Origin of the sequence: Enterococcus malodoratus ATCC 43197 (assembly GCF_000407185.1) — a bacterium.
Taxonomy (GTDB): Bacteria; Bacillota; Bacilli; order Lactobacillales; family Enterococcaceae; genus Enterococcus_A; species Enterococcus_A malodoratus.
In genome coordinates, this window is the sequence record NZ_KE136481.1 from 1 (window position 1) to 22,538 (window position 22,538).

At 40.8% G+C, this 22,538-nt stretch carries 15 protein-coding genes, 13 tRNA genes and 1 rRNA gene; 24 read left to right on the top strand and 5 right to left on the bottom strand.

Features of this window, described 5'->3' with window-relative positions; all coding sequences use genetic code 11:
• Positions 1-25: 25 nt before the first annotated feature.
• From rrf to I585_RS00070, 14 genes are all read left to right on the top strand, one after another.
• Positions 26-141: ribosomal RNA gene (rrf, locus tag I585_RS00005) — 5S ribosomal RNA — on the top strand.
• Positions 142-149: 8 nt separating this feature from the next.
• A tRNA-Asn gene (locus tag I585_RS00010) sits at positions 150-223 on the top strand.
• Positions 224-272: 49 nt separating this feature from the next.
• Positions 273-361 (top strand) — tRNA-Ser (locus I585_RS00015).
• Between the two features lie 15 nt (positions 362-376).
• Positions 377-448 (top strand) — tRNA-Glu (locus tag I585_RS00020).
• A 13-nt stretch (positions 449-461) separates the two neighbouring features.
• Positions 462-534, top strand: a tRNA-Val gene (locus I585_RS00025).
• Positions 535-537: 3 nt separating this feature from the next.
• Positions 538-613 (top strand) — tRNA-Asp (locus I585_RS00030).
• A 29-nt stretch (positions 614-642) separates the two neighbouring features.
• Positions 643-718, top strand: a tRNA-Phe gene (locus I585_RS00035).
• 1 nt (position 719) lies between these two features.
• Positions 720-800: transfer RNA gene (locus tag I585_RS00040), tRNA-Tyr, on the top strand.
• Positions 801-808: 8 nt separating this feature from the next.
• Positions 809-879 (top strand) — tRNA-Trp (locus tag I585_RS00045).
• 15 nt (positions 880-894) lie between these two features.
• Positions 895-967: transfer RNA gene (locus I585_RS00050), tRNA-His, on the top strand.
• 8 nt (positions 968-975) lie between these two features.
• A tRNA-Gln gene (locus tag I585_RS00055) sits at positions 976-1,047 on the top strand.
• Positions 1,048-1,116: 69 nt separating this feature from the next.
• Positions 1,117-1,187, top strand: a tRNA-Cys gene (locus I585_RS00060).
• 24 nt (positions 1,188-1,211) lie between these two features.
• A tRNA-Leu gene (locus tag I585_RS00065) sits at positions 1,212-1,295 on the top strand.
• A 56-nt stretch (positions 1,296-1,351) separates the two neighbouring features.
• Positions 1,352-1,424: transfer RNA gene (locus I585_RS00070), tRNA-His, on the top strand.
• Between the two features lie 379 nt (positions 1,425-1,803).
• Here the strand turns inward: I585_RS00070 and I585_RS00075 are convergent.
• Both I585_RS00075 and I585_RS00080 read right to left on the bottom strand, forming a co-directional pair.
• Positions 1,804-2,970: an RtcB family protein gene (locus I585_RS00075; protein ID WP_010738979.1), complete on the bottom strand. Its 1,167-nt coding sequence runs from the start codon at positions 2,968-2,970 to the stop codon at positions 1,804-1,806.
• 393 nt (positions 2,971-3,363) lie between these two features.
• Positions 3,364-4,203, bottom strand: coding sequence for a MerR family transcriptional regulator (locus I585_RS00080; protein ID WP_010738980.1), 840 nt, complete (start codon positions 4,201-4,203; stop codon positions 3,364-3,366).
• A gap of 77 nt (positions 4,204-4,280) precedes the next feature.
• On the opposite strand from I585_RS00080, the gene I585_RS00085 reads away from it, so the two are divergent.
• The 7 genes from I585_RS00085 (at position 4,281) to ilvA (ending at position 14,347) form a co-directional block, all read left to right on the top strand.
• A complete protein-coding gene (locus tag I585_RS00085; RefSeq protein ID WP_010738981.1) occupies positions 4,281-6,023 on the top strand; it encodes an ABC transporter ATP-binding protein in 1,743 nt (580 codons plus the stop codon).
• On the top strand, positions 6,004-7,806 hold the full coding sequence (locus I585_RS00090; RefSeq protein ID WP_010738982.1) for an ABC transporter ATP-binding protein: 1,803 nt from the start codon (positions 6,004-6,006) through the stop codon (positions 7,804-7,806). The genes I585_RS00085 and I585_RS00090 overlap by 20 nt, the downstream gene beginning before the upstream one ends.
• Positions 7,807-8,142: 336 nt before the next feature.
• Positions 8,143-9,825 carry a dihydroxy-acid dehydratase gene (ilvD, locus tag I585_RS00095; RefSeq protein ID WP_010738983.1) on the top strand — a complete coding sequence of 561 codons (1,683 nt, stop codon included), beginning with the start codon at positions 8,143-8,145 and terminating at the stop codon, positions 9,823-9,825.
• Positions 9,826-9,846: 21 nt separating this feature from the next.
• Positions 9,847-11,544: a biosynthetic-type acetolactate synthase large subunit gene (gene ilvB, locus I585_RS00100; RefSeq protein WP_034708562.1), complete on the top strand. Its 1,698-nt coding sequence runs from the start codon at positions 9,847-9,849 to the stop codon at positions 11,542-11,544.
• Positions 11,545-12,021 (top strand): acetolactate synthase small subunit, encoded by a 477-nt coding sequence (ilvN, locus tag I585_RS00105; protein WP_010738985.1) that lies wholly within the window; start codon positions 11,545-11,547, stop codon positions 12,019-12,021.
• 60 nt (positions 12,022-12,081) lie between these two features.
• A complete protein-coding gene (gene ilvC / locus I585_RS00110; RefSeq protein ID WP_010738986.1) occupies positions 12,082-13,077 on the top strand; it encodes a ketol-acid reductoisomerase in 996 nt (331 codons plus the stop codon).
• Positions 13,078-13,090: 13 nt separating this feature from the next.
• Complete coding sequence (gene ilvA, locus I585_RS00115; RefSeq protein WP_010738987.1) at positions 13,091-14,347, top strand: threonine ammonia-lyase IlvA; 1,257 nt, start codon at positions 13,091-13,093, stop codon at positions 14,345-14,347.
• Between the two features lie 41 nt (positions 14,348-14,388).
• On the opposite strand, the gene I585_RS00120 is transcribed toward ilvA, so the two are convergent.
• Positions 14,389-14,643: a hypothetical protein gene (locus I585_RS00120; RefSeq protein ID WP_010738988.1), complete on the bottom strand. Its 255-nt coding sequence runs from the start codon at positions 14,641-14,643 to the stop codon at positions 14,389-14,391.
• Between the two features lie 227 nt (positions 14,644-14,870).
• On the opposite strand from I585_RS00120, the gene tuf reads away from it, so the two are divergent.
• A complete protein-coding gene (gene tuf / locus I585_RS00125) occupies positions 14,871-16,058 on the top strand; it encodes an elongation factor Tu (protein ID WP_010738989.1) in 1,188 nt (395 codons plus the stop codon).
• A gap of 120 nt (positions 16,059-16,178) precedes the next feature.
• Entirely contained in the window at positions 16,179-17,222 is a 1,044-nt protein-coding gene (locus I585_RS00130) for a glycerol dehydrogenase (RefSeq protein WP_010738990.1), read from the top strand.
• 21 nt (positions 17,223-17,243) lie between these two features.
• Here the strand turns inward: I585_RS00130 and I585_RS00135 are convergent, their stop codons facing one another.
• Positions 17,244-17,981: an amino acid ABC transporter ATP-binding protein gene (locus I585_RS00135; RefSeq protein ID WP_034708564.1), complete on the bottom strand. Its 738-nt coding sequence runs from the start codon at positions 17,979-17,981 to the stop codon at positions 17,244-17,246.
• 12 nt (positions 17,982-17,993) lie between these two features.
• The gene (locus I585_RS00140; RefSeq protein ID WP_010738992.1) at positions 17,994-20,159 is read right to left on the bottom strand and encodes an amino acid ABC transporter substrate-binding protein/permease; all 2,166 of its coding nucleotides are present in this window, start codon (positions 20,157-20,159) and stop codon (positions 17,994-17,996) included.
• Positions 20,160-20,404: 245 nt separating this feature from the next.
• Between I585_RS00140 and uvrB the strand changes: the two genes are divergently transcribed.
• The gene (gene uvrB, locus I585_RS00145) at positions 20,405-22,396 is read left to right on the top strand and encodes an excinuclease ABC subunit UvrB (protein WP_010738993.1); all 1,992 of its coding nucleotides are present in this window, start codon (positions 20,405-20,407) and stop codon (positions 22,394-22,396) included.
• The last annotated feature ends 142 nt before the right edge of the window (positions 22,397-22,538 follow it).

A 22,538-nucleotide genomic window follows, 5' to 3' on the forward strand; every position in this document is an offset into this window, starting at 1 on the left:
CGAAGTTTACTCAAAAGATTACTAGTGTGGTGGCGATAGCGGGAAGGATACACCTGTTCCCATGTCGAACACAGAAGTTAAGCTTCTTAGCGCCGATTGTAGTGAGGGGTTGCCCCTTGTGAGATTAGGACGTCGCCACGCTGTATTATTCCGGCATAGCTCAGTTGGTAGTAGCGCATGACTGTTAATCATGATGTCGTAGGTTCGAGTCCTACTGCCGGAGTTTCTCGAAAGAGAATTAATAGAGTATTGGGCCTTTGTGCTCCTATCTTGGAGAGTTGTCCGAGTGGCCGAAGGAGCATGATTGGAAATCATGTAGGCGGGTATTCCTGTCTCAAGGGTTCGAATCCCTTACTCTCCGTATCAACTTTTTACTGGCCCGTTGGTCAAGCGGTTAAGACACCGCCCTTTCACGGCGGTAACACGGGTTCGAGTCCCGTACGGGTCATTTAATTAAATATGGAGGTTTAGCTCAGCTGGGAGAGCATCTGCCTTACAAGCAGAGGGTCAGCGGTTCGATCCCGTTAACCTCCATTCGGTTCCGTGGTGTAGGGGTTAACATGCCTGCCTGTCACGCAGGAGATCGCGGGTTCAAATCCCGTCGGGACCGCCATTTAATTAAAAACTTTAAACTATATTTATGGCGCGGTAGCTCAGTTGGTAGAGCAACGGATTGAAGCTCCGTGTGTCGGCAGTTCGATTCTGTCCCGCGCCACCATGGAGGAGTAGCGAAGTGGCTAAACGCGACGGACTGTAAATCCGTTCCTTAGGGTTCAGTGGTTCGAATCCACTCTCCTCCATTTGTTTCAGGGGCATAGTTTAAAGGTAGAACAGCGGTCTCCAAAACCGTTAGTGTGGGTTCAATTCCTGCTGCCCCTGTTCTTTATTGATATGGCGATCGTGGCGAAGTGGTTAACGCACCGGATTGTGGCTCCGGCACTCGTGGGTTCGATTCCCATCGTTCGCCCTTTTTATTGGGGTATAGCCAAGCGGTAAGGCAAGGGACTTTGACTCCCTCATGCGTTGGTTCGAATCCAGCTACCCCAGTTTTCTTGGAAAAGTATCAAGAAACTTTCTTGAAAAATACTTGTTCTAAGGAGAAAACAATAGTATAATGGCGGTATAGCCAAGTGGTAAGGCAGAGGTCTGCAAAACCTTCATCACCGGTTCAAATCCGGTTACCGCCTTAGTACTAGAATATTTATTGACATGCCGGCGTGGCGGAATTGGCAGACGCGCTGGACTCAAAATCCAGTGCCCTCACGGGCGTGCCGGTTCGACCCCGGCCGCCGGTATTGAACTAAGATGTTATTACATCTTAGTTCTTTCTTTTGAATTGAATAGCACCATGGCGATCGTGGCGAAGTGGTTAACGCACCGGATTGTGGCTCCGGCACTCGTGGGTTCGATTCCCATCGTTCGCCCTAACTGAGACCCAGCATAAATTGTTGGGTCTTTTTTGTTATCTAATAGACTGATTTGGTTGAGAAACTTAGGTGAATTTTTTACATTAAATCATACTTTACGGATCAATCATGGACTAGTTGCCATTTTTATTAATATCTAGTTCATCAGCCATTTCTTTCTGTCTATTAGGGAATACGTGACCATGTCAATTGTAGTTATTATAATGATTCAGACTAACTAATAAGATGTATATTAAACATGAAAAAGGAGGAAAGATATCACAACGTATCCTTCCTCCATTCTAAATCTTGTTATATCAGCTCTTTCTAGACAAACTGTTAGACTTGCTTGTTCTTGCCATCCCTTAAAGTATATATCATCTCTTAGTGCTTCCGACTACCCTTTAAAATTATACAATGGTCGAATGACTTCCTTAACTTCCATTGTTTCATGCAAATTTGTCAGTAATTGTTTCTTAGACTTATATGCTTTAGGTGCTTCATCTAATGTTTTTTTTGAGACAGAAGTCGACCAAACGTGACGCATCATATGCTGATAGTTTTCGAGACTGATTGACGCTCTGGCTTGAGAACGGCTCATCATCCGACCCGCACCGTGAGGGCCAGATTGATTCCACTCATTATTACCTTTTCCGACACCAATGATGGAGCCGTCTTTCATATTTAAAGGAACGATCATTTTCTCGTTTCTTCTCGCAGAAGATGCTCCTTTACGTAGAATCAGGTGTTTCAAATCAATATAATTATGGGGACTATCAAAGCTTTCGACGACATGTTTTTCCCATTTCATCGCTTTTAAGATTGTCAGGGCCATACTTTGACGATTGAAGGTCGCATATTGTTGCGCGATTCTCATATCAGATAAGTAATTGGTTAAATCGTTTTCTGATACATAAGACAATTCATACGGGATATTTAATTCTTCTCTTTGTTGAATAAGATCTTCTTTTTCAGCAGGATCAATTGCTGATCTTGATCGAAGTTTCAATTCTTGCCGTTGTTGCGTCAATTTTTGATAAGCGATCTCCTGATGATATTCCGCAATTTCATTGCCTAATATACGGCTGCCGCTATGAATAACTAAATAAAAACCATCTGATCCCTCATTGACCTCAATAAAGTGATTTCCACCGCCTAGTGTCCCCAAACTCCGCAACGCTCGTCCACAGTGAACAGGAGCCTGAACATTTTCTAAAGGAAATGTATATAAGGGTTTGTTGTGGGAATGATGCCCGCTGGGAATACGATTACGAATTGTTCGATCTAATTTATCAAAGTTTAGTTTGATGCCTTTTCTCATTTTTGTTACATAGAGTCCGCAGCCAATGTCTACGCCGACAAGGTTAGGGACGACTTGATCCTTTATGGTCATTGTCGTACCGATGACACAACTGGAACCGCTGTGGGTATCAGGCATGATTCGGATTTTAGCATCGGTTGCAAACTTCTGATTGCAAAGTGTCGTGATTTGACCAAGCGTGCTGTCAGTTATGTTGTCTGTATAGACTGTTGCTGTAGTGTATTTTCCTTTTATTGTTAACATAGTTAATCCTCTCGTAGAGGAATAAACGAATTCCTCTGGTTAATTAGTATTGTTCTCTGATTTCTTTCTTTTTCCACTCATAGGAAACACCTCCGTAGATTTTCTAATTCTGATAAGTGTAATAAATTTATAGTAATGAAATATGCAAAAAAAAAACTGCCAATCGTATGATTGACAGTTTGACAAATAGGCTTTATTTACGAAATTAGAGAGACTGGCGAATAAGACGCTCTGTTCGAATAAAACGAATGCAATAAATCAATCAATTGTATTTGGTTGGCTTTTTTGGTCTTAATCATAATGCTCTCTCCTTTCTTTAAATTCTTTTTAATTTTATCATCACTATTGTCGGTCTGTCAAGGTGATTTGCTTGAAAGGGAGCTAACCTTTCGTTTAGTTTCTTTCTTTACGTTTCACCGGGATTAGTACTTCAAAGACTTGATCTTCTGGCTGTTCAGAGGTCGTCTCATCTTGCCAAAGCAATTCCCAGATATCCCCATTCAATTCTAACTGATGCTCTTTCAGATAATTTCTAAAACGGTTATTAAAGGTATTAATATGATGAATCTCATCTTTCATAAAACCAGACACATAGTCGCCAGCGGGACGTCTGACTACACGTTGCTGCTGATAGAAATGTAATCGGTCCTCGGGTATCTTGATTAGGGCGCGATAGGGAGCGGCATGGAAGTTCTCTTGATAAAAGGCGGAGCCGTCAACTAGAAAACCAATTGGATAGCCGCTGAATAAATCGCTGCTGTCGACGGAATTATAGAAACGCCCATAGATTTCTACGGAGTCAAAATCATCATAGCTTTCAATCGTATCGGAGATCACAAAAGACTCTGCTTCGCGATAAGAGTGGGTGATCGATTCTAAATTAAAGTTCTTTAGTGTCGTGTATCTTTCGATGTAACTATCTAAAGAGCCGCGAATAATATTCAATTTCTTTATCTGATCATCAACCTTTTCCTTTTGCCGCATAAAACCGTCTAAGACATAATCCACATTTCGATTTTTCAAAAATATATGAATATCTTCCAATGAGACATCAAGATTTTTTAGCAGCAAAATGACATCTAGCTCAAAATATTGATCGATCCCGTAATAACGATAGCCATTTTCGCCAACCTTTGCAGGTTTAAACAGATCAATTTGATCATAGTAAATCAAGGTTCGCCGACTAATACCAGCGGATTTTGCCATTTCACTAATTGTTAAATATCTTTTCATAAAAAATCTCCATTTTCTGCTTGACTGTGACGTTACGTTACAGTTTATTCTACCATAGGAGAAGGAGGGAAAAAAAGATGAAATTATTCAAAATCTTTTTCAAGGAATATCAAAAGATGTTCTTCGGCACCTTCATCTTAATGATCGTGCAAGCTGTTGGAACACTGATGATTCCTTACTATGTTGCTGAAATTATTGATGAAGGTATTTTAACTCAAGATCAAGGAGCGATTTGGCGGAATGGTGCCCTCATGCTGGGCATTGCTGTGTTGACTGGTATTGTTTCAATTATCGCCAGCTATTATTCTGCGATCTTAGCGGGACGTTTCGGTTATTTCTTACGGAAACGCTTAGTCGATAAGACACAGCAGTTATCAATGGCGGATATGGATGAATTTGGTACATCGACATTGTTGGCTCGGACGACAAGTGATATTACGAATATTCAACAGATCATGATGATGGTCTTTCAAATGATCATTCCGGCACCATTGATTTGTCTGGCTTCGATCGTTTTAACGGGCGCAATTTCTTGGCGCTTTGTTTGGATTCCAATCACTTCGATCGTGTTGTTCTCAGTTGTTTCCATAATAGTGATCAAGAAAGCCATTCCGTTAGCAGATGTGATGCAGCAGAGAATGGACAAAATGATGCAGATTCTGAGAGAATTTTATACAGGTGTTCGAGTAATTCGGGCTTTTAACAAGACCGATTTTGAAAAGAAACGGACTGATAAAACCTTTAGTAATTATGCGGATGTCATGATTCGTGTAAATAAACTATTCGCTGTTTTGAATCCGACTGTCAATTTGGTAATGGGATTAGGTATGACGGCTGTATTGGCTTTTGGAGGTGTAATGGTCCTTCAAGGAAGTGTACCGATCGGGAGCTTGACAGCAATTAGTGAGTACACCATTCTAAGTCTATGGTTCTTAACGATGGCGGCTATGGTCATCGTGATGATTCCAAAGGCACTTGCTTCACTAGAACGGGTCGGCGAAGTGCTGGCTGCACAGGAAGAAATTGTTGATGGCCCAAAAGAAACATTTGAATTGAAAGAGAATGCACCTATCGCCATTTTTGATCATGTTGATTTTGCATACAACGGAGCAGAAGAAGCTGTGCTGTCAGATATTACGTTTAATATACCAAAAGGAGTTACAGCAATCGTTGGCGGTACAGGTTCTGGTAAAAGTACGATTGCTAAAGCACTACTGCGCTTAAGAGATACGACTAAAGGTGAGATTCGTTTCTTAGGGGAATCAATTCAAAACGTTACACAAGAAGCTTTACGAGATCGGATTAGTTATGTACCTCAAAAAGCATTCTTATTCAGCGGGACTGTCAGAGATAATTTCATTTTCGGAAATCCTCAAGCAACCGAGGGGGATATGAAAAAGGCTGCAGAAGTAGCTCAGGCGGATGAATTTATCAATGGGTTAGAAAATCAGTACGACGCATTTGTTGCTCAAAAGGGAAACAATTTTTCCGGTGGACAAAAGCAGCGGCTAAGTATTGCCCGTGCATTGATCAAACCAGCTGATTTGTATTTCTTTGATGACAGCTTTTCAGCATTGGATTATCAGACGGATGCGAAATTGCGGAAGGCTTTAAAGAGTTATCTGAAGGATGCCGCAATTGTTATCGTTGCGCAACGACTTTCTACTATTAAAGATGCTGATCAAATCATTGTATTAGAAGAAGAAAAAATTGTAGGCATCGGAACGCACATGACCTTACTTAAATCATGTAAGGTTTACCAAGAATTTGCTAAATCTCAAGGATTGGAGGGGAAGAAGCATGAGCATCAAGCAAGCTGATGAAAAACAAATGGCAGAAATGCCTAAAGAATTTAAGACTACTGGAATTCGTCTTTTCAAATTATTGACGGAGCAGAAAGTGCGGTTTCTGATTATCATTGTTTCCGCTGTATGCTTCGCTACACTGATGGCGATCACTCCTTTGATTTTAGGCTGGGGCTTGGATGAGATTATCGGATTGATTCAAGCGCAGCAAGTTACAATCAAAAATCTATTTGCTGTACTACTTAAGCCAGTACTTTTCCTGTTCTTAGCATGGGGTGGTGTTTCATTATTTTCATTGCTGCAAGAATATACCATGGCCAGTGTTGCTGAAACACTGACTTTACGTTTAAGAAAAGCATTGACGGATAAGTTGAACCGGTTGCCAATGAAATTTTTTGATCAATATAAAACTGGAGATATCCTTACTAGAGCGACATTGGATTTAGACAAAGTCTCAGAAGTCTTGCAGGTCGGTTTGATGCAAATGATCTCAGCGATTTTTTCGATTGTTATCGGACTAGGGCTGATGATCTATTTGAGTCCGCTGTTGACATTGGGAATTGTCGTCATTCTTTTAATAAGTCTCTTTTTGACGAATCATTTAGCACAAAAAAATCAGGAGTATTTTTCGGAAAACCAAGCTGCTTTAGGAGCTGTAGGGACGAAAGCGGAGGAAAACTATTCAGGAAATCTCTTGATCAAAGCCTACAATCGCCAAAAGGAAACAACGGATGAATTGGATAAACTGAACGAGGCACAGTTTCAAGCATTCAAAAAAGCGCAGTTTGTCAGTTTCGCTATCAACCCGTTAATTCGTTTGATCAATCAGCTGGGATTCGTATCGAGTGCCGTTGTTGGCGGGATTATGGTGATCAACGGTCAATTATCCATCGGTCTTGTTCAAGCCTATCTGCAATACGTGAACCAAGTTTCTGAACCAATCACACAGGTTTCTTATGTAATTAATAGTTTGCAAAGTGCATTTGCGGCTTTAGAGCGGATATTTGAGATCCTAGATCAAGAAGAAGAGAGGGAAGACGTTTTAAACCTTTCTGTACCAGAAAAACTGAGAGGCGAAGTGACCTTCAAACATGTGGCTTTCGGCTATACTCAGGATCGTCTTTTGATGGAAGATGTCAATTTTAAAGTGAAACCGAAACAAATGGTAGCGATCGTAGGCCCGACTGGTGCGGGTAAAACTACAATGATCAACTTATTGATGCGCTTTTACGAATTAACAGGCGGACAAATCGAAGTTGATGGTAAAAATGTCAATCACTTCTCTCGAGCGGCGATTCGTCAAAAATTTGGGATGGTTCTACAGGATACTTGGTTATTCGAAGGAACGGTAGCGGATAATATTGCATATGGCAATCCGGATGCATCGAGGCAGGAAATTGTACAAGCTGCTAAAGATGCCCAATGTCATCATTTTATCCGAACCTTACCAAAAGGGTACGATACGATTATTTCTTCAGATGGCAGTCAAATATCTCAGGGGCAACAACAGCTGCTGACGATTGCCAGAGCGATCTTAGCAAATCCTGAATTGTTGATTTTGGATGAGGCAACCTCCAGCGTGGATACACGAACGGAAGGGATGATTCAACAAGCGATGGATCAATTAACGACTGAACGAACAAGTTTCGTAATCGCACATCGTCTGTCTACTATTAAAAATGCAGATCTGATTCTTGTCATGAAAGATGGTTCGATTATTGAACAAGGAAGCCATCGAAGTTTGATGGAAAAGGGCGATTTTTACGCAAACCTTTATAATAGCCAGTTTGCTGGATAAGCTCGACAATCATTGTCGGGCTTTTTTTATAAGAAAAAACCAAAAATTAGTTCAATGAGAAAATATTCTGAAAATTCATTGACTTTTAATCTTATGAACTGTATAGTATAAAAAAATGATTAAGATATTATTAGAAAAATGAGGAGCCGATTTATATGCGCAAATACAATAATTTCAATCAAATCGTCTTATTAATTATTGAGTACAGGACTTAGAACACGGAGAAAGCTTTTAACCGTTTGTTTGAGTCCTGTTTGCGTTACAAATGGGGTTCTTGCAAGAGCATCCCATTTATTAATGGGATGCTCTTTTTTTGAAGGTAGGGAGATGTAAATAATGAGAAGTGATCAGATTAAAAAAGGAATTGATGCAGCACCCGCTAGAAGCTTGCTGTATGCGACCGGTCAAGTTAAAAATATTCAGGATATGAATAAACCATTTATTGCTATTTGTAATTCCTATATTGACATTGTTCCGGGACATGTTCATTTACGTGAACTTGCTGATGTGGCCAAAGAAGCGATTCGAGAGGCAGGCGGCATTCCTTTTGAATTCAACACAATCGGTGTAGATGATGGAATTGCGATGGGACATATTGGTATGCGTTATTCTTTGCCAAGTCGAGAGTTAATTGCTGATTCAGCGGAGACAGTGATCAATGCCCATTGGTTCGACGGGGTATTTTATATTCCGAACTGTGACAAAATCACACCGGGAATGATCATGGCGGCTGTAAGGACCAATGTACCTTCGATCTTTTGTTCGGGAGGACCCATGAAAGCTGGTATCGATCCAAAGGGTCATCAAACAACTCTTTCTTCCATGTTCGAAGCAGTTGGTTCTTTCAAAGAAGGTCAAATGAGTAAAGAAGATTTTCTATTCATGGAACAAAATGCTTGCCCGACTTGTGGTTCCTGCGCAGGTATGTTTACTGCTAATTCAATGAATTGCTTACTAGAAATTCTTGGTCTGGCTTTACCCGGAAACGGTACGGTCTTAGCGGTCTCTGATGAACGGCGAGAATTGGTTCGTGAATCGGCAAAACATTTGATGGATCTAGTGAAGAAACAAATCAAACCACGAGATATTGTTACAAAAGAGGCGATCGATGACGCTTTTGCTTTGGATATGGCAATGGGTGGTTCAACAAACACCGTCTTGCATACATTGGCGATCGCTAACGAAGCGGAGATTGATTATGATCAAGCGGACATCAATGAGATCGCGAAAAGAGTACCGTATCTCTCTAAAATCGCACCTTCATCTAGTTATTCGATGCATGATGTTCATGAAGCAGGTGGTGTTCCAGCAATCATTAATGAATTAGTTTCGATCGATGGCGCCATTCATTCAGATCGTGTCACTGTTACCGGCAAGACACTGCGAGAAAATGTGGCCTCTGCCAAAATCATGAATGAAGAAGTGATTCATCCGAAAAGTGCACCATACAGTCCAGTAGGCGGCCTTTCGATTTTATACGGAAATATCGCACCTGAAGGTAGTGTTATCAAAGTTGGCGGTGTTGATCCAAGTATCAAAGTCTTCAAAGGCCAAGCAATTTGTTTTGGCTCTCATGATGAAGCTGTTGAAGCAATTGATAACCATACAGTTACCAAAGGTCATGTCGTAGTGATTCGTTACGAAGGACCTAAAGGCGGACCGGGGATGCCTGAGATGTTGGCACCAACTTCCAGCATCGTTGGACGTGGTTTAGGAAAAGACGTTGCTTTGATTACGGACGGACGTTTTTCAGGGGCGACCCGCGGGATCGCTGTTGGTCATGTTTCTCCGGAGGCGGCAGCTGGCGGACCAATCGCGTTGGTTCAAGATGGCGATGAAATTACCATTGATTTGACAAACAGGACGTTGAATGTCGCTGTTTCGGAAGAAGAAATGGCGAAACGAAAAGAGAATTTGGAAAAGTTCCAGCCAAAAGTGAAAAAAGGCTGGTTGGCTCGCTACTCAGCAATGGTAACCTCGGCACATACCGGCGGTGTCATGAAACTACCAGAAGAATAGGAGGAATGGGGGGTGGAAGAAATGAAGCAAAAATTGGACGCTGAACATCAGCAAAATGGCGCAGATCTATTAATCAAGTGTTTGGAAAATCAAGGAGTTGAATTGATTTTTGGCTACCCTGGCGGTTCGGTCTTGCCATTATACGATTCACTCTATGATGAATCTATTCCGAATATTCTCACACGTCATGAACAAGGAGCGGTCCATGCTGCAGAAGGTTATGCGAAAGCGACAGGCAAACCAGGGGTCGTGATCGTTACCAGCGGACCTGGGGCAACAAATGTGGTAACCGGTATTGCCGATGCAATGATTGATTCCGTTCCGTTAGTCGTAATCACTGGTCAAGTAACGACACCGGGAATCGGCAAAGATGCATTTCAAGAGGCGGATATGTTAGGAATCACTGTTCCTATCACCAAAAATAATTATCAGGTCCGAGATATTGAAGAATTGCCGCGGATTGTTAATGAAGCATTCCACATCGCGACGACCGGTAGAAAAGGACCTGTGCTCATTGACCTGCCAAAAGATATCACGACGTTAAAGGCCAATCCTAAAATTGATAATGTTGTTCAGCTGGAAAGTTATCAACCGACAACCACACCATCGATTCTACAAATCGAACGTTTGATGAACTTATTGAAGAAGGCAAAAAAACCAATCGTATTAGTTGGAGGCGGTGTTGTCGCTGCGAATGGCGGGAAAGAATTGCGCCAGTTTGTCGAAAAATACCAATTGCCGACAGTTAGTACTTTGTTAGGTTTGGGATTGCTTCCCTATGACCATCCGAATTTTCTTGGAATGGGCGGGATGCATGGCACCTATGCGGCTAACATGGCAATGATGGAAACAGATCTATTGATCAATATCGGCAGCCGTTTTGATGATCGGTTAGCCTGTTCGCCTGATGCCTTCGCACCGCATGCCAAGGTTGCTCATATTGATGTCGACCCGGTAGAGATCGGTAAAATTATAAAGACGGATGTTCCGATCGTTGGTGATGCAAAAATTGCTTTGGAGCAAATGCTTTCGATTGAAGTCGAAGCTCCTGAGTGTCAAGAATGGCGAGAGCTTTGCGAAGAACGTAAAGCAAAATATCCTTTGAAATATGAACGGGATGAGGAAATTATCAAGCCGCAAGAAGTAGTGGAGATCGTTGGTCGTATTACAGAGGGCAAAGCTTATGTCGTGACAGACGTAGGTCAGCACCAAATGTGGGCGGCGCAATATTATCCGTTTCAATTTCCAAAACAATTGATCACAAGCGGCGGCTTGGGAACAATGGGCTACGGAATTCCCGCTGGAATTGGTGTAAAGTTCGGCAAACCCAATGAATCTGTTGTTGTATTTGTTGGTGATGGCGGTTTCCAAATGACCAATCAAGAACTAGCGATTTTGAATCAAAACAATCTGGATATCAAGTTCGTTTTGATGAACAATCAATCATTAGGAATGGTTCGTCAATGGCAGGAAAAATTCTTCAACGAGCGCCGTTCACAATCTGTTTTTCACGAGCAGCCTGATTTCATGAAGATGGCTGAAGCTTACGGGATCGCTAATAAGAAGATTACAGAGCCGAATAACTTAGAAAAAGAATTAACAGAGGCATTTGCTACGCCAGGTCCAATGTTGATTGAGGTTATGATTTGTAATCGAGAGCACGTATTGCCAATGATCCCGGCCGGAATGCCAAATGATCAAATGTTGGGGGTTGATTAAATGAGACGAATGATTACTGCAATGGTTCACGACCAAGCAGGTGTGCTGAGTCGAATCACTAGTGTCTTGAATCGCCGCCAAGTAAACATGGACAGTGTTTCTGTTGGTCGTACAGAAAAAGACGGCGAGTCACGTATGACGATTATTATTCAGGCAGATACTTTGGCTGAGGTGGAACAAGTTACCAAGCAATTGAATAAGCAAATCGACGTCGTTAAGGTTTCTGATGTGACAGATGAACCCCATCTGGAAAGAGAGCTGGCATTGATAAAAGTTAGCGCGCCAGCAGCCAGCCGCTCAGAGATCAAAGCGATGATTGATCCTTTTCGCGCAGATGTTGTGGATGTTGGATTAAAAACGATTGTGGTACAAGTTGCTGGATCGACCGAAAAGGTCAACGCATGTATTGATGTGCTACGACCTTATGGCATTAAACAATTAGCAAGAACCGGTGTGACCGGATTTAGCAGAGGTTAAACGCAAAATTTATTTTTTAATTTTGCTATTAATATAGTTTAAAAAATTGGAGGAAAAATTATGGTTAAAGTTTATTATGATGATGCAGTAGCGAAGGATGCTTTAGAAGGAAAAACAATCGCAGTGGTAGGTTATGGCTCACAAGGTCATGCTCATGCACAAAATCTTAGAGATACAGGTCATCAAGTCGTGATCGGTGTTCGAGAAGGAAAATCCGCTGAGGCTGCTCGCGAAGATGGGTTTGATGTGTTGCCAGTAGCTGAAGCAACTAAGAAAGCCGAAGTAGTCATGATTTTAGCTCCAGACGAAATTCAAGGATCTTTATATGAAAACGAAATTGCGCCAAACTTAAAAGAAGGCGATGCATTAGTCTTTGCTCACGGCTTCAATATTCATTTTGATGTTATCAATCCACCAAAAAATGTGGATGTGTTTTTAGTCGCTCCTAAAGGTCCGGGACATTTAGTTCGTCGTACGTTTACTGAAGGCTTTGCAGTACCAGCTTTATTTGCTGTATATCAAGATGCAACAGGAACTGCTCAAGAATTGGCGCTGTCTTACGCAAAAGGAATTGGCGCTACTCGAGTAGGTGTCTTGGAAACAACCTTTAAAGAAGAAACTGAAACAGATTTATTCGGCGAACAAGCAGTACTTTGCGGCGGCCTGACTAGTATGATCGAAGCTGGCTTTGAAACATTAGTTGAAGCAGGATACCAGCCTGAATTGGCTTACTTCGAAGTTTGTCACGAAATGAAATTGATCGTAGATTTGATTTATGAAGGTGGCTTTGGGAAAATGCGTAATTCTATCTCTAATACAGCCGAGTATGGCGATTACGTTTCTGGACCACGTGTAATCACTGACCAAGCGAAAGCGGGCATGAAGGAAGTCTTAACAGATATCCAAAACGGCAAGTTCGCCAAAGGATTCATTGACGATAATAAGAATGGCTTCCCAGAATTCAATAAGATGCGTGCGGAAAGCGCCGGTCATCAAATTGAAGAAGTGGGTGGCGAGTTACGTAAAATGATGCCATTTGTAAGTCGCAAAGACTAGTGGAGGTGCAGCGATGGAATTAATCAAAGATACCGAGGTTCGCAGTGCTTATCAATTACTGAAAAACTCTGTTAACCATACGCCGTTGCAATATGATCGTTATTTATCTGAAAAATATCAGGCGACCATCTTATTAAAGAGAGAAGACCTGCAAAAGGTTCGTTCATTTAAATTACGTGGAGCTTACTATGCGATTAAGAAACTTCCAGAAGCAGAATTAAAAAAAGGAGTAGTTTGCGCGAGTGCAGGAAATCATGCGCAGGGGGTCGCCTATACTTGTCACGAATTACGGACCAAGGCAGCGATCTTCATGCCTACTACAACACCACAACAAAAAGTTTCTCAAGTAAATTTCTTTGGCGGTGAGTTTGCAGATATTCATTTAACTGGCGATACCTTTGATGCTTCTGCCGCTGCTGCAAGGAAATATTGCGAAGAAAACGACATGACTTTTATCGACCCATTTAATGATAGAGACATCATTGCTGGACAAGGGACGTTGGCCTTAGAAATGATGACAGATGCTGAAAGTGAAGGCTATAAGCCAGATTACGTTATTACAGCGATCGGCGGCGGCGGATTAATCAGTGGGGTATCATCCTATGTAAAAAATACTTCACCAACAACAAAAGTGATTGGAGTAGAGCCAAAGGGTGCTGCTTCAATGCAGGCGGCTTTTGAAGAAGAGCAGCCAGTCAAACTAACTGAGATCGACAAATTTGTTGATGGCGCTGCGGTCCAGCGTGTCGGTGAGATTACTTATTCTCATAGTAAGGAATATGTAGATGAGTTAATGTCTGTGGATGAAGGGTTGATTTGTTCGACGATTCTCGATCTTTATGGTAAACAAGCAATCGTCGTTGAGCCAGCAGGTGCAATGAGTGTTGCCGCTTTGGATCTGATGAAAGAAAAGATCAAAGGGAAAACGGTGATTTGTGTTATCAGCGGAGGAAACAACGATATTAATCGGATGGCCGAGATCGAAGAACGTTCACTGATTTATGAAGGATTGAAACATTACTTTGTCGTGAATTTCCCACAACGTCCTGGTGCTCTGAAAGAATTTGTATCCGAAGTTCTAGGTGAAGGCGATGATATTACACGCTTTGAGTACACAAAAAAAGGAAATCGTGGAACGGGTCCTGTGGTGATCGGGGTATTATTGAAGAAGCCTGAAACACTAGCAGATTTATTGAAACGGTTGAAAGAGTTCGATTCCACGTACATTGAATTGAGCCAAAACAAAACCCTATACAATTTATTGGTTTAAAAAAAGTGCCCGACAGCAGATTTTGTCGGGCACTTTTTTGATTAATAGGGAATCACAACAATCCAATCGGGATATTTTTCAACTTTCAGTTCTTTCAGCTTCAAATCAGGGTGCGCGATGATAATTGAAGGACTGTCGTAATTATTTTGGAAGTACTCTTTAATTTGAGCATCGGTCCATTGACGTGCAGGAAAATGATGAAAAGTTTTTCCATTATACATAAATACGAATCCAATACTCCAAGCTTGGCGCAGTTCCCGAGGAAATTCTTGCAGCTTTTCTTCGAATGCAATCATCGTATCAACTCCTTAAGTAAAATTCCATTTTTTCTATTATGAAGCAAATTCATTTAATCGTCCAGTAAGTAAGAGACAAATTATTTGGAGTTTGACCAATTCTGATGTATTATGATCTCGGATAGTTACTTACAAAAAGTAAAAGTGTAAATCTTTTTCATTTAGTTCAAAATGTTTTACACTGTATCCGTAGGAAATTTTTACACTTTTTAGGAGGTTTGTTTATTATGGCAAAAGAACATTATGATAGAAGTAAACCACACGTTAATATTGGTACCATCGGTCACGTCGATCACGGTAAAACAACATTAACGGCAGCAATCACAACGGTATTAGGTAAGAAAGGTCTAGCAAACCCTCAAGACTACGCTAGTATCGATGCTGCACCCGAAGAACGTGAGCGCGGAATCACTATCAATACCGCCCATGTTGAATATGAAACTGAAAAACGTCACTATGCCCATATCGATGCTCCAGGACACGCGGATTATGTAAAAAACATGATCACCGGTGCTGCTCAAATGGACGGTGCGATCTTAGTAGTATCAGCTACTGATGGTCCAATGCCTCAAACTCGTGAACACATTTTGTTATCACGTCAAGTTGGTGTTAAGCACTTGATCGTTTTCTTGAACAAAGTAGATTTAGTTGATGACGAAGAATTGATCGACTTAGTTGAAATGGAAGTACGTGAATTACTTTCTGAATATGGTTTCCCAGGTGATGATATTCCAGTGCTTAAAGGTTCTGCTTTGAAAGCATTAGAAGGCGATCCAGAACAAGAACAAGTTATTCTTGATTTGATGGATACCGTTGATGAATATATCCCAACACCTGAACGTGACAATGACAAACCGTTCTTGTTACCAGTTGAGGATGTTTTCTCGATCACAGGACGTGGTACTGTAGCTTCTGGTCGTATCGACCGTGGCGAAGTTAAAGTCGGCGATGAAATTGAAATCATCGGGATCAAACCTGAAGTTCAAAAAGCAATCGTTACTGGACTTGAAATGTTCCGTAAAACATTGGATTATGGTGAAGCTGGCGATAACGTTGGGGTTCTATTACGTGGGATTACACGTGATGAAATCGAACGTGGCCAAGTATTAGCTAAACCAGGTTCAATCACACCACATACTAAGTTCAAAGCCGAAGTATATGTGTTGACGAAAGAAGAAGGTGGACGTCATACTCCATTCTTCAACAACTATCGTCCACAATTCTACTTCCGCACAACTGACGTAACCGGAAATATCTTGTTGCCAGAAGGTACTGAAATGGTAATGCCTGGTGATAACGTAACAATCGACGTTGAATTGATCCATCCAATCGCAGTAGAAAAAGGAACAACTTTCTCTATTCGTGAAGGCGGACGTACCGTTGGTTCAGGTATCGTTACAGAAATCGAAGTTTAATCACATCATGAAGCATGTAGCGTTTGAGCTACATGCTTTTTTTATTGTATAGAAAAAAGCTGTCTTGCAACTCTTTTATTTGCTTGCTATGATAATTTAAAATGATTAGAAGGAGCAGGTATGGAAAAAGTGTTTGTTAGCCCAATGACTTATCGTCAAGGAGAAGATATTTTGTGGAACCATCTAGATGACATTCTGGCTTTTGGTAAAAAAGGGTTATTAGTGACTGATGGCTTTGTTTATCAAATGGTCGGAGAAAAGCTGCTGAAAAAATTGATTAATCAGGGCGGGAAAATTTCTTCTTGGTTGGTCGAAGAGGAAAGAGTCCAAGATGAGTTTGACTATGTGATTGCCCTAGGCGGCGGCCGGGCGATTGACTTAGGCAAATCATTGGCCTTTGAGTCGAATCGCTGTTGTGTAGTTGTTCCTACATCCGCTTCAACAGATGCTCCAACTTCACGGATTTCAGTGGAATATCGTGACGGTTATTTTAAAAAATATGCTTATTACGCTAAAAGTCCAGATCTCGTTTTAGTTGATACCGCGATTTTGGTCAATAGTCCGGCTCATTTTTTGGCTTCAGGAATCGCTGATGGATTGGCGACTTCGATTGAAGCAAGAACGGTACGTGAAAATTTAGGTGTGAACACACTGGGGGCAATGCCAACATTGGCTTCAGCAGCGATTGCAGAAAAATGTCGTGAGGTTTTATTTGAATATTCAGAAGCAGCAGTAGAAGCAAATAAGAAACAAGAGATCACACCAGCGTTCGAAGCAGTCGTTGAAGCGAATACTTTATTAAGCGGGATTGGGTTTGAGTCTGGCGGGTTAAGTATCGCGCATGCATTGCATAATGCGATGGTTAGTTTGTGGGGAAGCGAAATAAAAGGAAGCCACGGCCAAATTATTGCTCTGACAACCTTGCAACACTTACAAATTGAAGACCGCAAGGAAGAGTTGGACGAGTATCAAAAATTATTTGAAAAATTGAACTTACCTGTTTCCTATGAGGAGCTATCGATTTTTCCGTCAGCTGAAGAATTGAGAAAGGTTACTGAACTTGCTTTTTCCCCAGAGGATGGGATCATTCGCAGTCAATCACCAGCGACTAAAGAACAAGTGTACCAAACCTTGTTAACATTTAGAAAAACCCGTGAAATCTAAAATGATTTCACGGGTTTTGTGTTAGATATTCAATACTTTATTCAAGAAGTCTTGTGTTCTAGGATTGTGAGGGTTATTGAAGACTTGCTCTGGTGTACCATCTTCTAAAATTTTACCGCCATCGGTAAAAATGACACGGTCAGCAACTTCCTTCGCGAAGCCCATTTCATGAGTAACGATTACCATGGTCATCCCTTGTAAAGCCAAATCCTTCATAACTTTCAGCACATCGCCAACCATTTCTGGATCGAGTGCGGAGGTTGGTTCATCGAACAGCATGATATCGGGGTTCATTGCAAGAGCTCGAGCGATTGCTACACGTTGTTTTTGACCACCTGATAGGCTATCAGGATAGTCATCCTTCTTTTCGGCTAAGCCGACTTGGGTCAGCAACTCAACACCGCGCTTACCAGCAGATTCTTTTGATTCACCTTTCAAATCAAGTGGTGCTAGTGTGATATTTTCTAAAACGGTTAGGTGAGGGAACAAATTGAAATGTTGAAACACCATCCCGATATGTTGACGCACTAGGTTGATATCTGTATGTTTATCAGTCAAATCTTGTCCATCAATGATAATTTCACCGGAAGTCGGTTCTTCCAAATGATTCATACAACGAAGAAAGGTACTTTTACCTGAACCAGATGGTCCGATGATACAAACCACTTCACCTTCGCTAATACTAATATTCAAATCATTCAAGACAGTGTTATCACCAAATTTTTTCACTAAATGATTTACGACAATTTTTTTATCCATCTTATTTTCCATCTATTTCACCTTCTTATCTAAACGGTTTGCTAACTTAGTCAAGATCGTGATCAAGATCAAGTACATGATCGCGATGATCAAGTAAACGTAAGAACTTTGGGTCGTCCGCGCCACAATAATTTTTCCTGTTTGCAGCAATTCTACGACACCGATCGCAGAAATAATCGTCGTATCTTTCAAACTAATAACAAATTGGTTGATGAAAGAAGGGATCATGATCTTCACGGCCTGCGGCAAAATAATTTTTTGCATCGTCCGATTATAGGACATACCTAAGCTTCGAGACGCTTCCATTTGTCCAACTGGAACGGCGTTGATACCACCACGAACAATTTCAGCGATATAAGCACTGGCATTTAAAGTCAATGTAATAATCCCGGCTGCAAAATCAGGAATCTTGATACCGGTAATACCTGGCAGGCCAAAGAAAATAAAGAAGGCCAATACCATCATTGGAATACCGCGAATAATATCGATATAGATCCCAGCAAGGGTACGCAATCCACGAACTGGAGAAACACGGAACAATCCAAAGATGACACCTAGAACCAAGGCTAAAGCAAATGAAACTAAAGCTAATACGATCGTTTTCCATAAACCATCTAACAATGATTTATAATTGTTTTTTAGCAATCCGGTAATCGTTGATTCATCCACAGCATCTTTTTTCTTTTCGGTGCTTCCAGAACCAATGTATTGGTTGACAATCTTATCGTACTCTCCTGTACGTTTCAATTCTTTCAAACCTTCTGTGAACATTTCTCGCAGTTCAGCATTTTGCCCCTTTTTAACAGCGAAACCATACTCACCACCAACTTCACGTTTAATTGGTGTTTTCAAATCTTGTCCTTGTTTCACGGCATAGCCGATAACAGGGTAATCATCCATCATTGCATCAATTGATCCAACTTTCAATGCGTCATATAATTGATCAGCAGCATCGAAGCTTTTGACCGTATAACCGTATTCCTTTTTATGAGCTTCTAAGAAATCAGCACTTTCCGTTCCGACTTTTGCGCCGACTGTTTTGTCTTTCAAATCTTTGTAGGATTTGATGTCTTTGTTATCTTTGGCAACCGCTAATTGAATGCCGCTTTGGAAGTAGGGATCGGAAAAATCATAATTTGCTTTTCGTTCATCCGTGATCGTCATTCCTGCGATCATTCCATCTGCTTGTCCAGATTCTAGTGCTTGCATGGCAGAAGAGAAGCCGATGAATTTGAAATCAATTTTGAATCCTTGCAATTCAGCAATTCGTTTCAGCAAGTCAACGTCGATTCCTTTGTATTCACCATCGCTGTCTTTGTATTCAAATGGAGCAAAAGCAGAATCACTGGAAACTACATAGACATCTTTTTTGGGTTCAATTTTTTTCATTTCGCTTGCAGTCGATGAGTTGCCAGAACCAGTAGAAATGTATTCACTGACGATTTTATCATAGCTGCCGTTCTTCTTTAAATCCTTCAGACCTTGATTAAACTTCTGTAACAGCTCCTTATTTTCGCCCTTTTTAACAGCGAAGCCATAAGAACTGCCTTTTTCTGGATCGCCCACCAACTTAAATGGTTGACCGTTCGTTACAGCATAACCAAGTACGGGATAATCATCAAAAATTGCTTCAACATTGCCGTTGGTCAATGCATTGTACATCGCATCAGCAGCTTCATACTGTTTGATATCATAGCCGTATTTATCTTTATTTTTTTCTAAAAAAGTGGCACTTTCGGTCCCGATCTTTGCTGCGACCGTTTTACCCTTCAAATCTTTGTAATCCTTGATATCTTTATTATCATTTTTGACAGCCATTTGAATCCCACTATCAAAATAGGGATCGGAAAAATCAAATGTTTTTTTCCGTTCATCGGTGATACTCATCCCGGCGATCATACCATCAAGTTGATCTGATTGTACCCCTTGAATAGAACTGTCGAAACCTAGTGGACGAAGATCAACTTTGAAATCTTGATCTTTCGCGATTTGTTTGATTAGATCTACATCAATTCCTATGTATTCACCATCAGAATTTTGAAACTCAAAGGGAGCGAAGGTCAAATCCGTTCCGATTTTATATGTCTTTTCCGCGGCGTTGGTCTTAGTGGCGAAGCCAAGTGTGAAAATACTTGCCATTAAGAATATAACGAATGGGATAAATTTGGTTTTTCTCATAATAATCCTCCTAATTACTTATCATTTGTTTATTATATGTTAGTTTAAGGATAAAATACAAGTAGCTCATTGTGAGATAGAAAAAAATTTGAAAACTCGTAACATGATATGTAAGAAAATATCACATCAACATTTTAACGCTTTATTATATAGTAGGAATAAAAAATGGCGAAAATATGTTCGGTATGCTATAATTTTGAAATGGAAAATCTTTGTTCATTTAATTTAAAAAGGGGGATTTTTGTATGATTGAAAGAGCAACGGATAATACGTTTGACCTTCATTCAAAATATCAGCCTGCTGGCGATCAGCCTGAGGCCATTTCAGAATTAGCCGAGGGTGTCGTCAATGGAAAAAAGGCACAAATACTTTTAGGAGCTACCGGTACAGGGAAAACCTATACAATCTCCAATGTCATTAAGGATGTTAATAAACCAACCTTGATTATTGCCCATAACAAGACGTTAGCGGGACAATTGTATGGAGAATTTAAAGAGTTTTTTCCTAACAACGCGGTGGAGTATTTTGTCAGTTATTATGATTATTATCAACCGGAAGCTTATGTTCCTTCGAGTGATACATATATTGAAAAGGATTCAAGTATCAATGATGAGATAGATAAATTACGACATTCGGCAACTAGTTCGTTATTAGAAAGAAATGATGTCATTGTGGTGGCCTCAGTTTCTTGTATTTTTGGGTTAGGCTCACCAAAAGAATATATGGAGCAAGTCGTGTCATTACGCGTCGGAATGGAAATGGATCGGAATCAATTATTACGGAATCTGATTGACATCCAGTTTGAACGAAATGACATCGATTTTCAACGTGGTCGTTTTCGTGTTCGTGGTGATGTAGTAGAAATCTTCCCGGCTTCACGAGACGAACGAGCGTTACGTGTGGAGTTCTTTGGAGATGAAATTGAACGAATTCGAGAAGTGGATGCTTTGACAGGAGAGATTACCGGAGAGACGGAGCACGTAGCAATCTTCCCGGCAACCCACTTCTTGACTAATGAGGATCACATGGAAGTGGCCATCAGCAATATCCAGAAGGAGCTAGCAGATCGTTTAGAAATACTACGAAATGAGAACAAGTTACTGGAGGCACAGCGTTTGGAGCAACGAACCAATTATGATATTGAAATGCTGCGGGAGATGGGTTATACGTCTGGTATCGAAAACTATTCACGTCATATGGATGGCCGTAAAGAAGGCGAGCCGCCATACACGCTGATCGATTTCTTTCCAGATGACTTTTTAATGGTTATTGATGAATCACACGTAACAATGCCCCAAGTACGCGGTATGTATAATGGAGACAGAGCTCGGAAGCAAATGCTAGTTGATTATGGATTCCGGTTGCCATCAGCGTTAGACAACCGGCCATTAAAGTTAGAAGAGTTTGAAGAGCGTGTCAATCAAATCGTATACGTATCTGCAACTCCTGGTCCATATGAACATGAAAAAACGGATACTGTAGTAGAGCAGATCATTCGTCCGACAGGTCTATTAGATCCGGTCATTGACGTTCGTCCGATCATGGGACAAATTGATGATCTCGTTGGAGAAATCAATGAACGAGCTGAACGCAACGAAAGGGTTTTTGTCACAACCTTAACGAAAAAAATGTCGGAAGACTTAACAGATTACTTCAAAGAATTAGGAATTAAAGTTAAGTATTTACACAGTGATATCAAGACGCTTGAACGTACAGAAATCATACGCGATCTACGTTTAGGAAAATTTGATGTACTTGTAGGAATCAATTTGTTGCGAGAAGGAATTGATGTACCAGAAGTTTCACTAGTTGCGATCTTGGATGCGGATAAGGAAGGTTTCTTACGAAGTGAGCGTTCGCTTGTACAAACAATTGGTCGGGCTGCGCGAAATTCTGAGGGTAAAGTTATCATGTACGCTGATAAGATTACAGATTCAATGCAGCGAGCGATGGATGAGACGACTCGGCGTCGGAAAATTCAGCAACAATACAATATTGATCATAATATCGAACCAAAAACAATCATTAAAGAGATTCGTGATTTGATCTCGATCAGCAAGGTTGCTGAGGATGCCGAGACGTACGATACAACTTCTTATGATGAATTATCTAAAGAAGAACGTAAAGAGCTTATCGCTAAAATGGAAGAAAAAATGCGTGAAGCTGCTAAAACGCTTGATTTTGAGACTGCGGCAACTTTACGTGATACGATTTTGGAATTAAAAGCAGCAGAATAATTTATAAAACGAAGAAATTGTCATGAATTCTATTTGTATCGGTTACCTATCTGCATATTAAATAGATAGGTAGTTGATACTATAGAATTTTATGGGCGATTTTTGTACAGAAATTATAGTCGAATGATAGAAGATCAGTGAC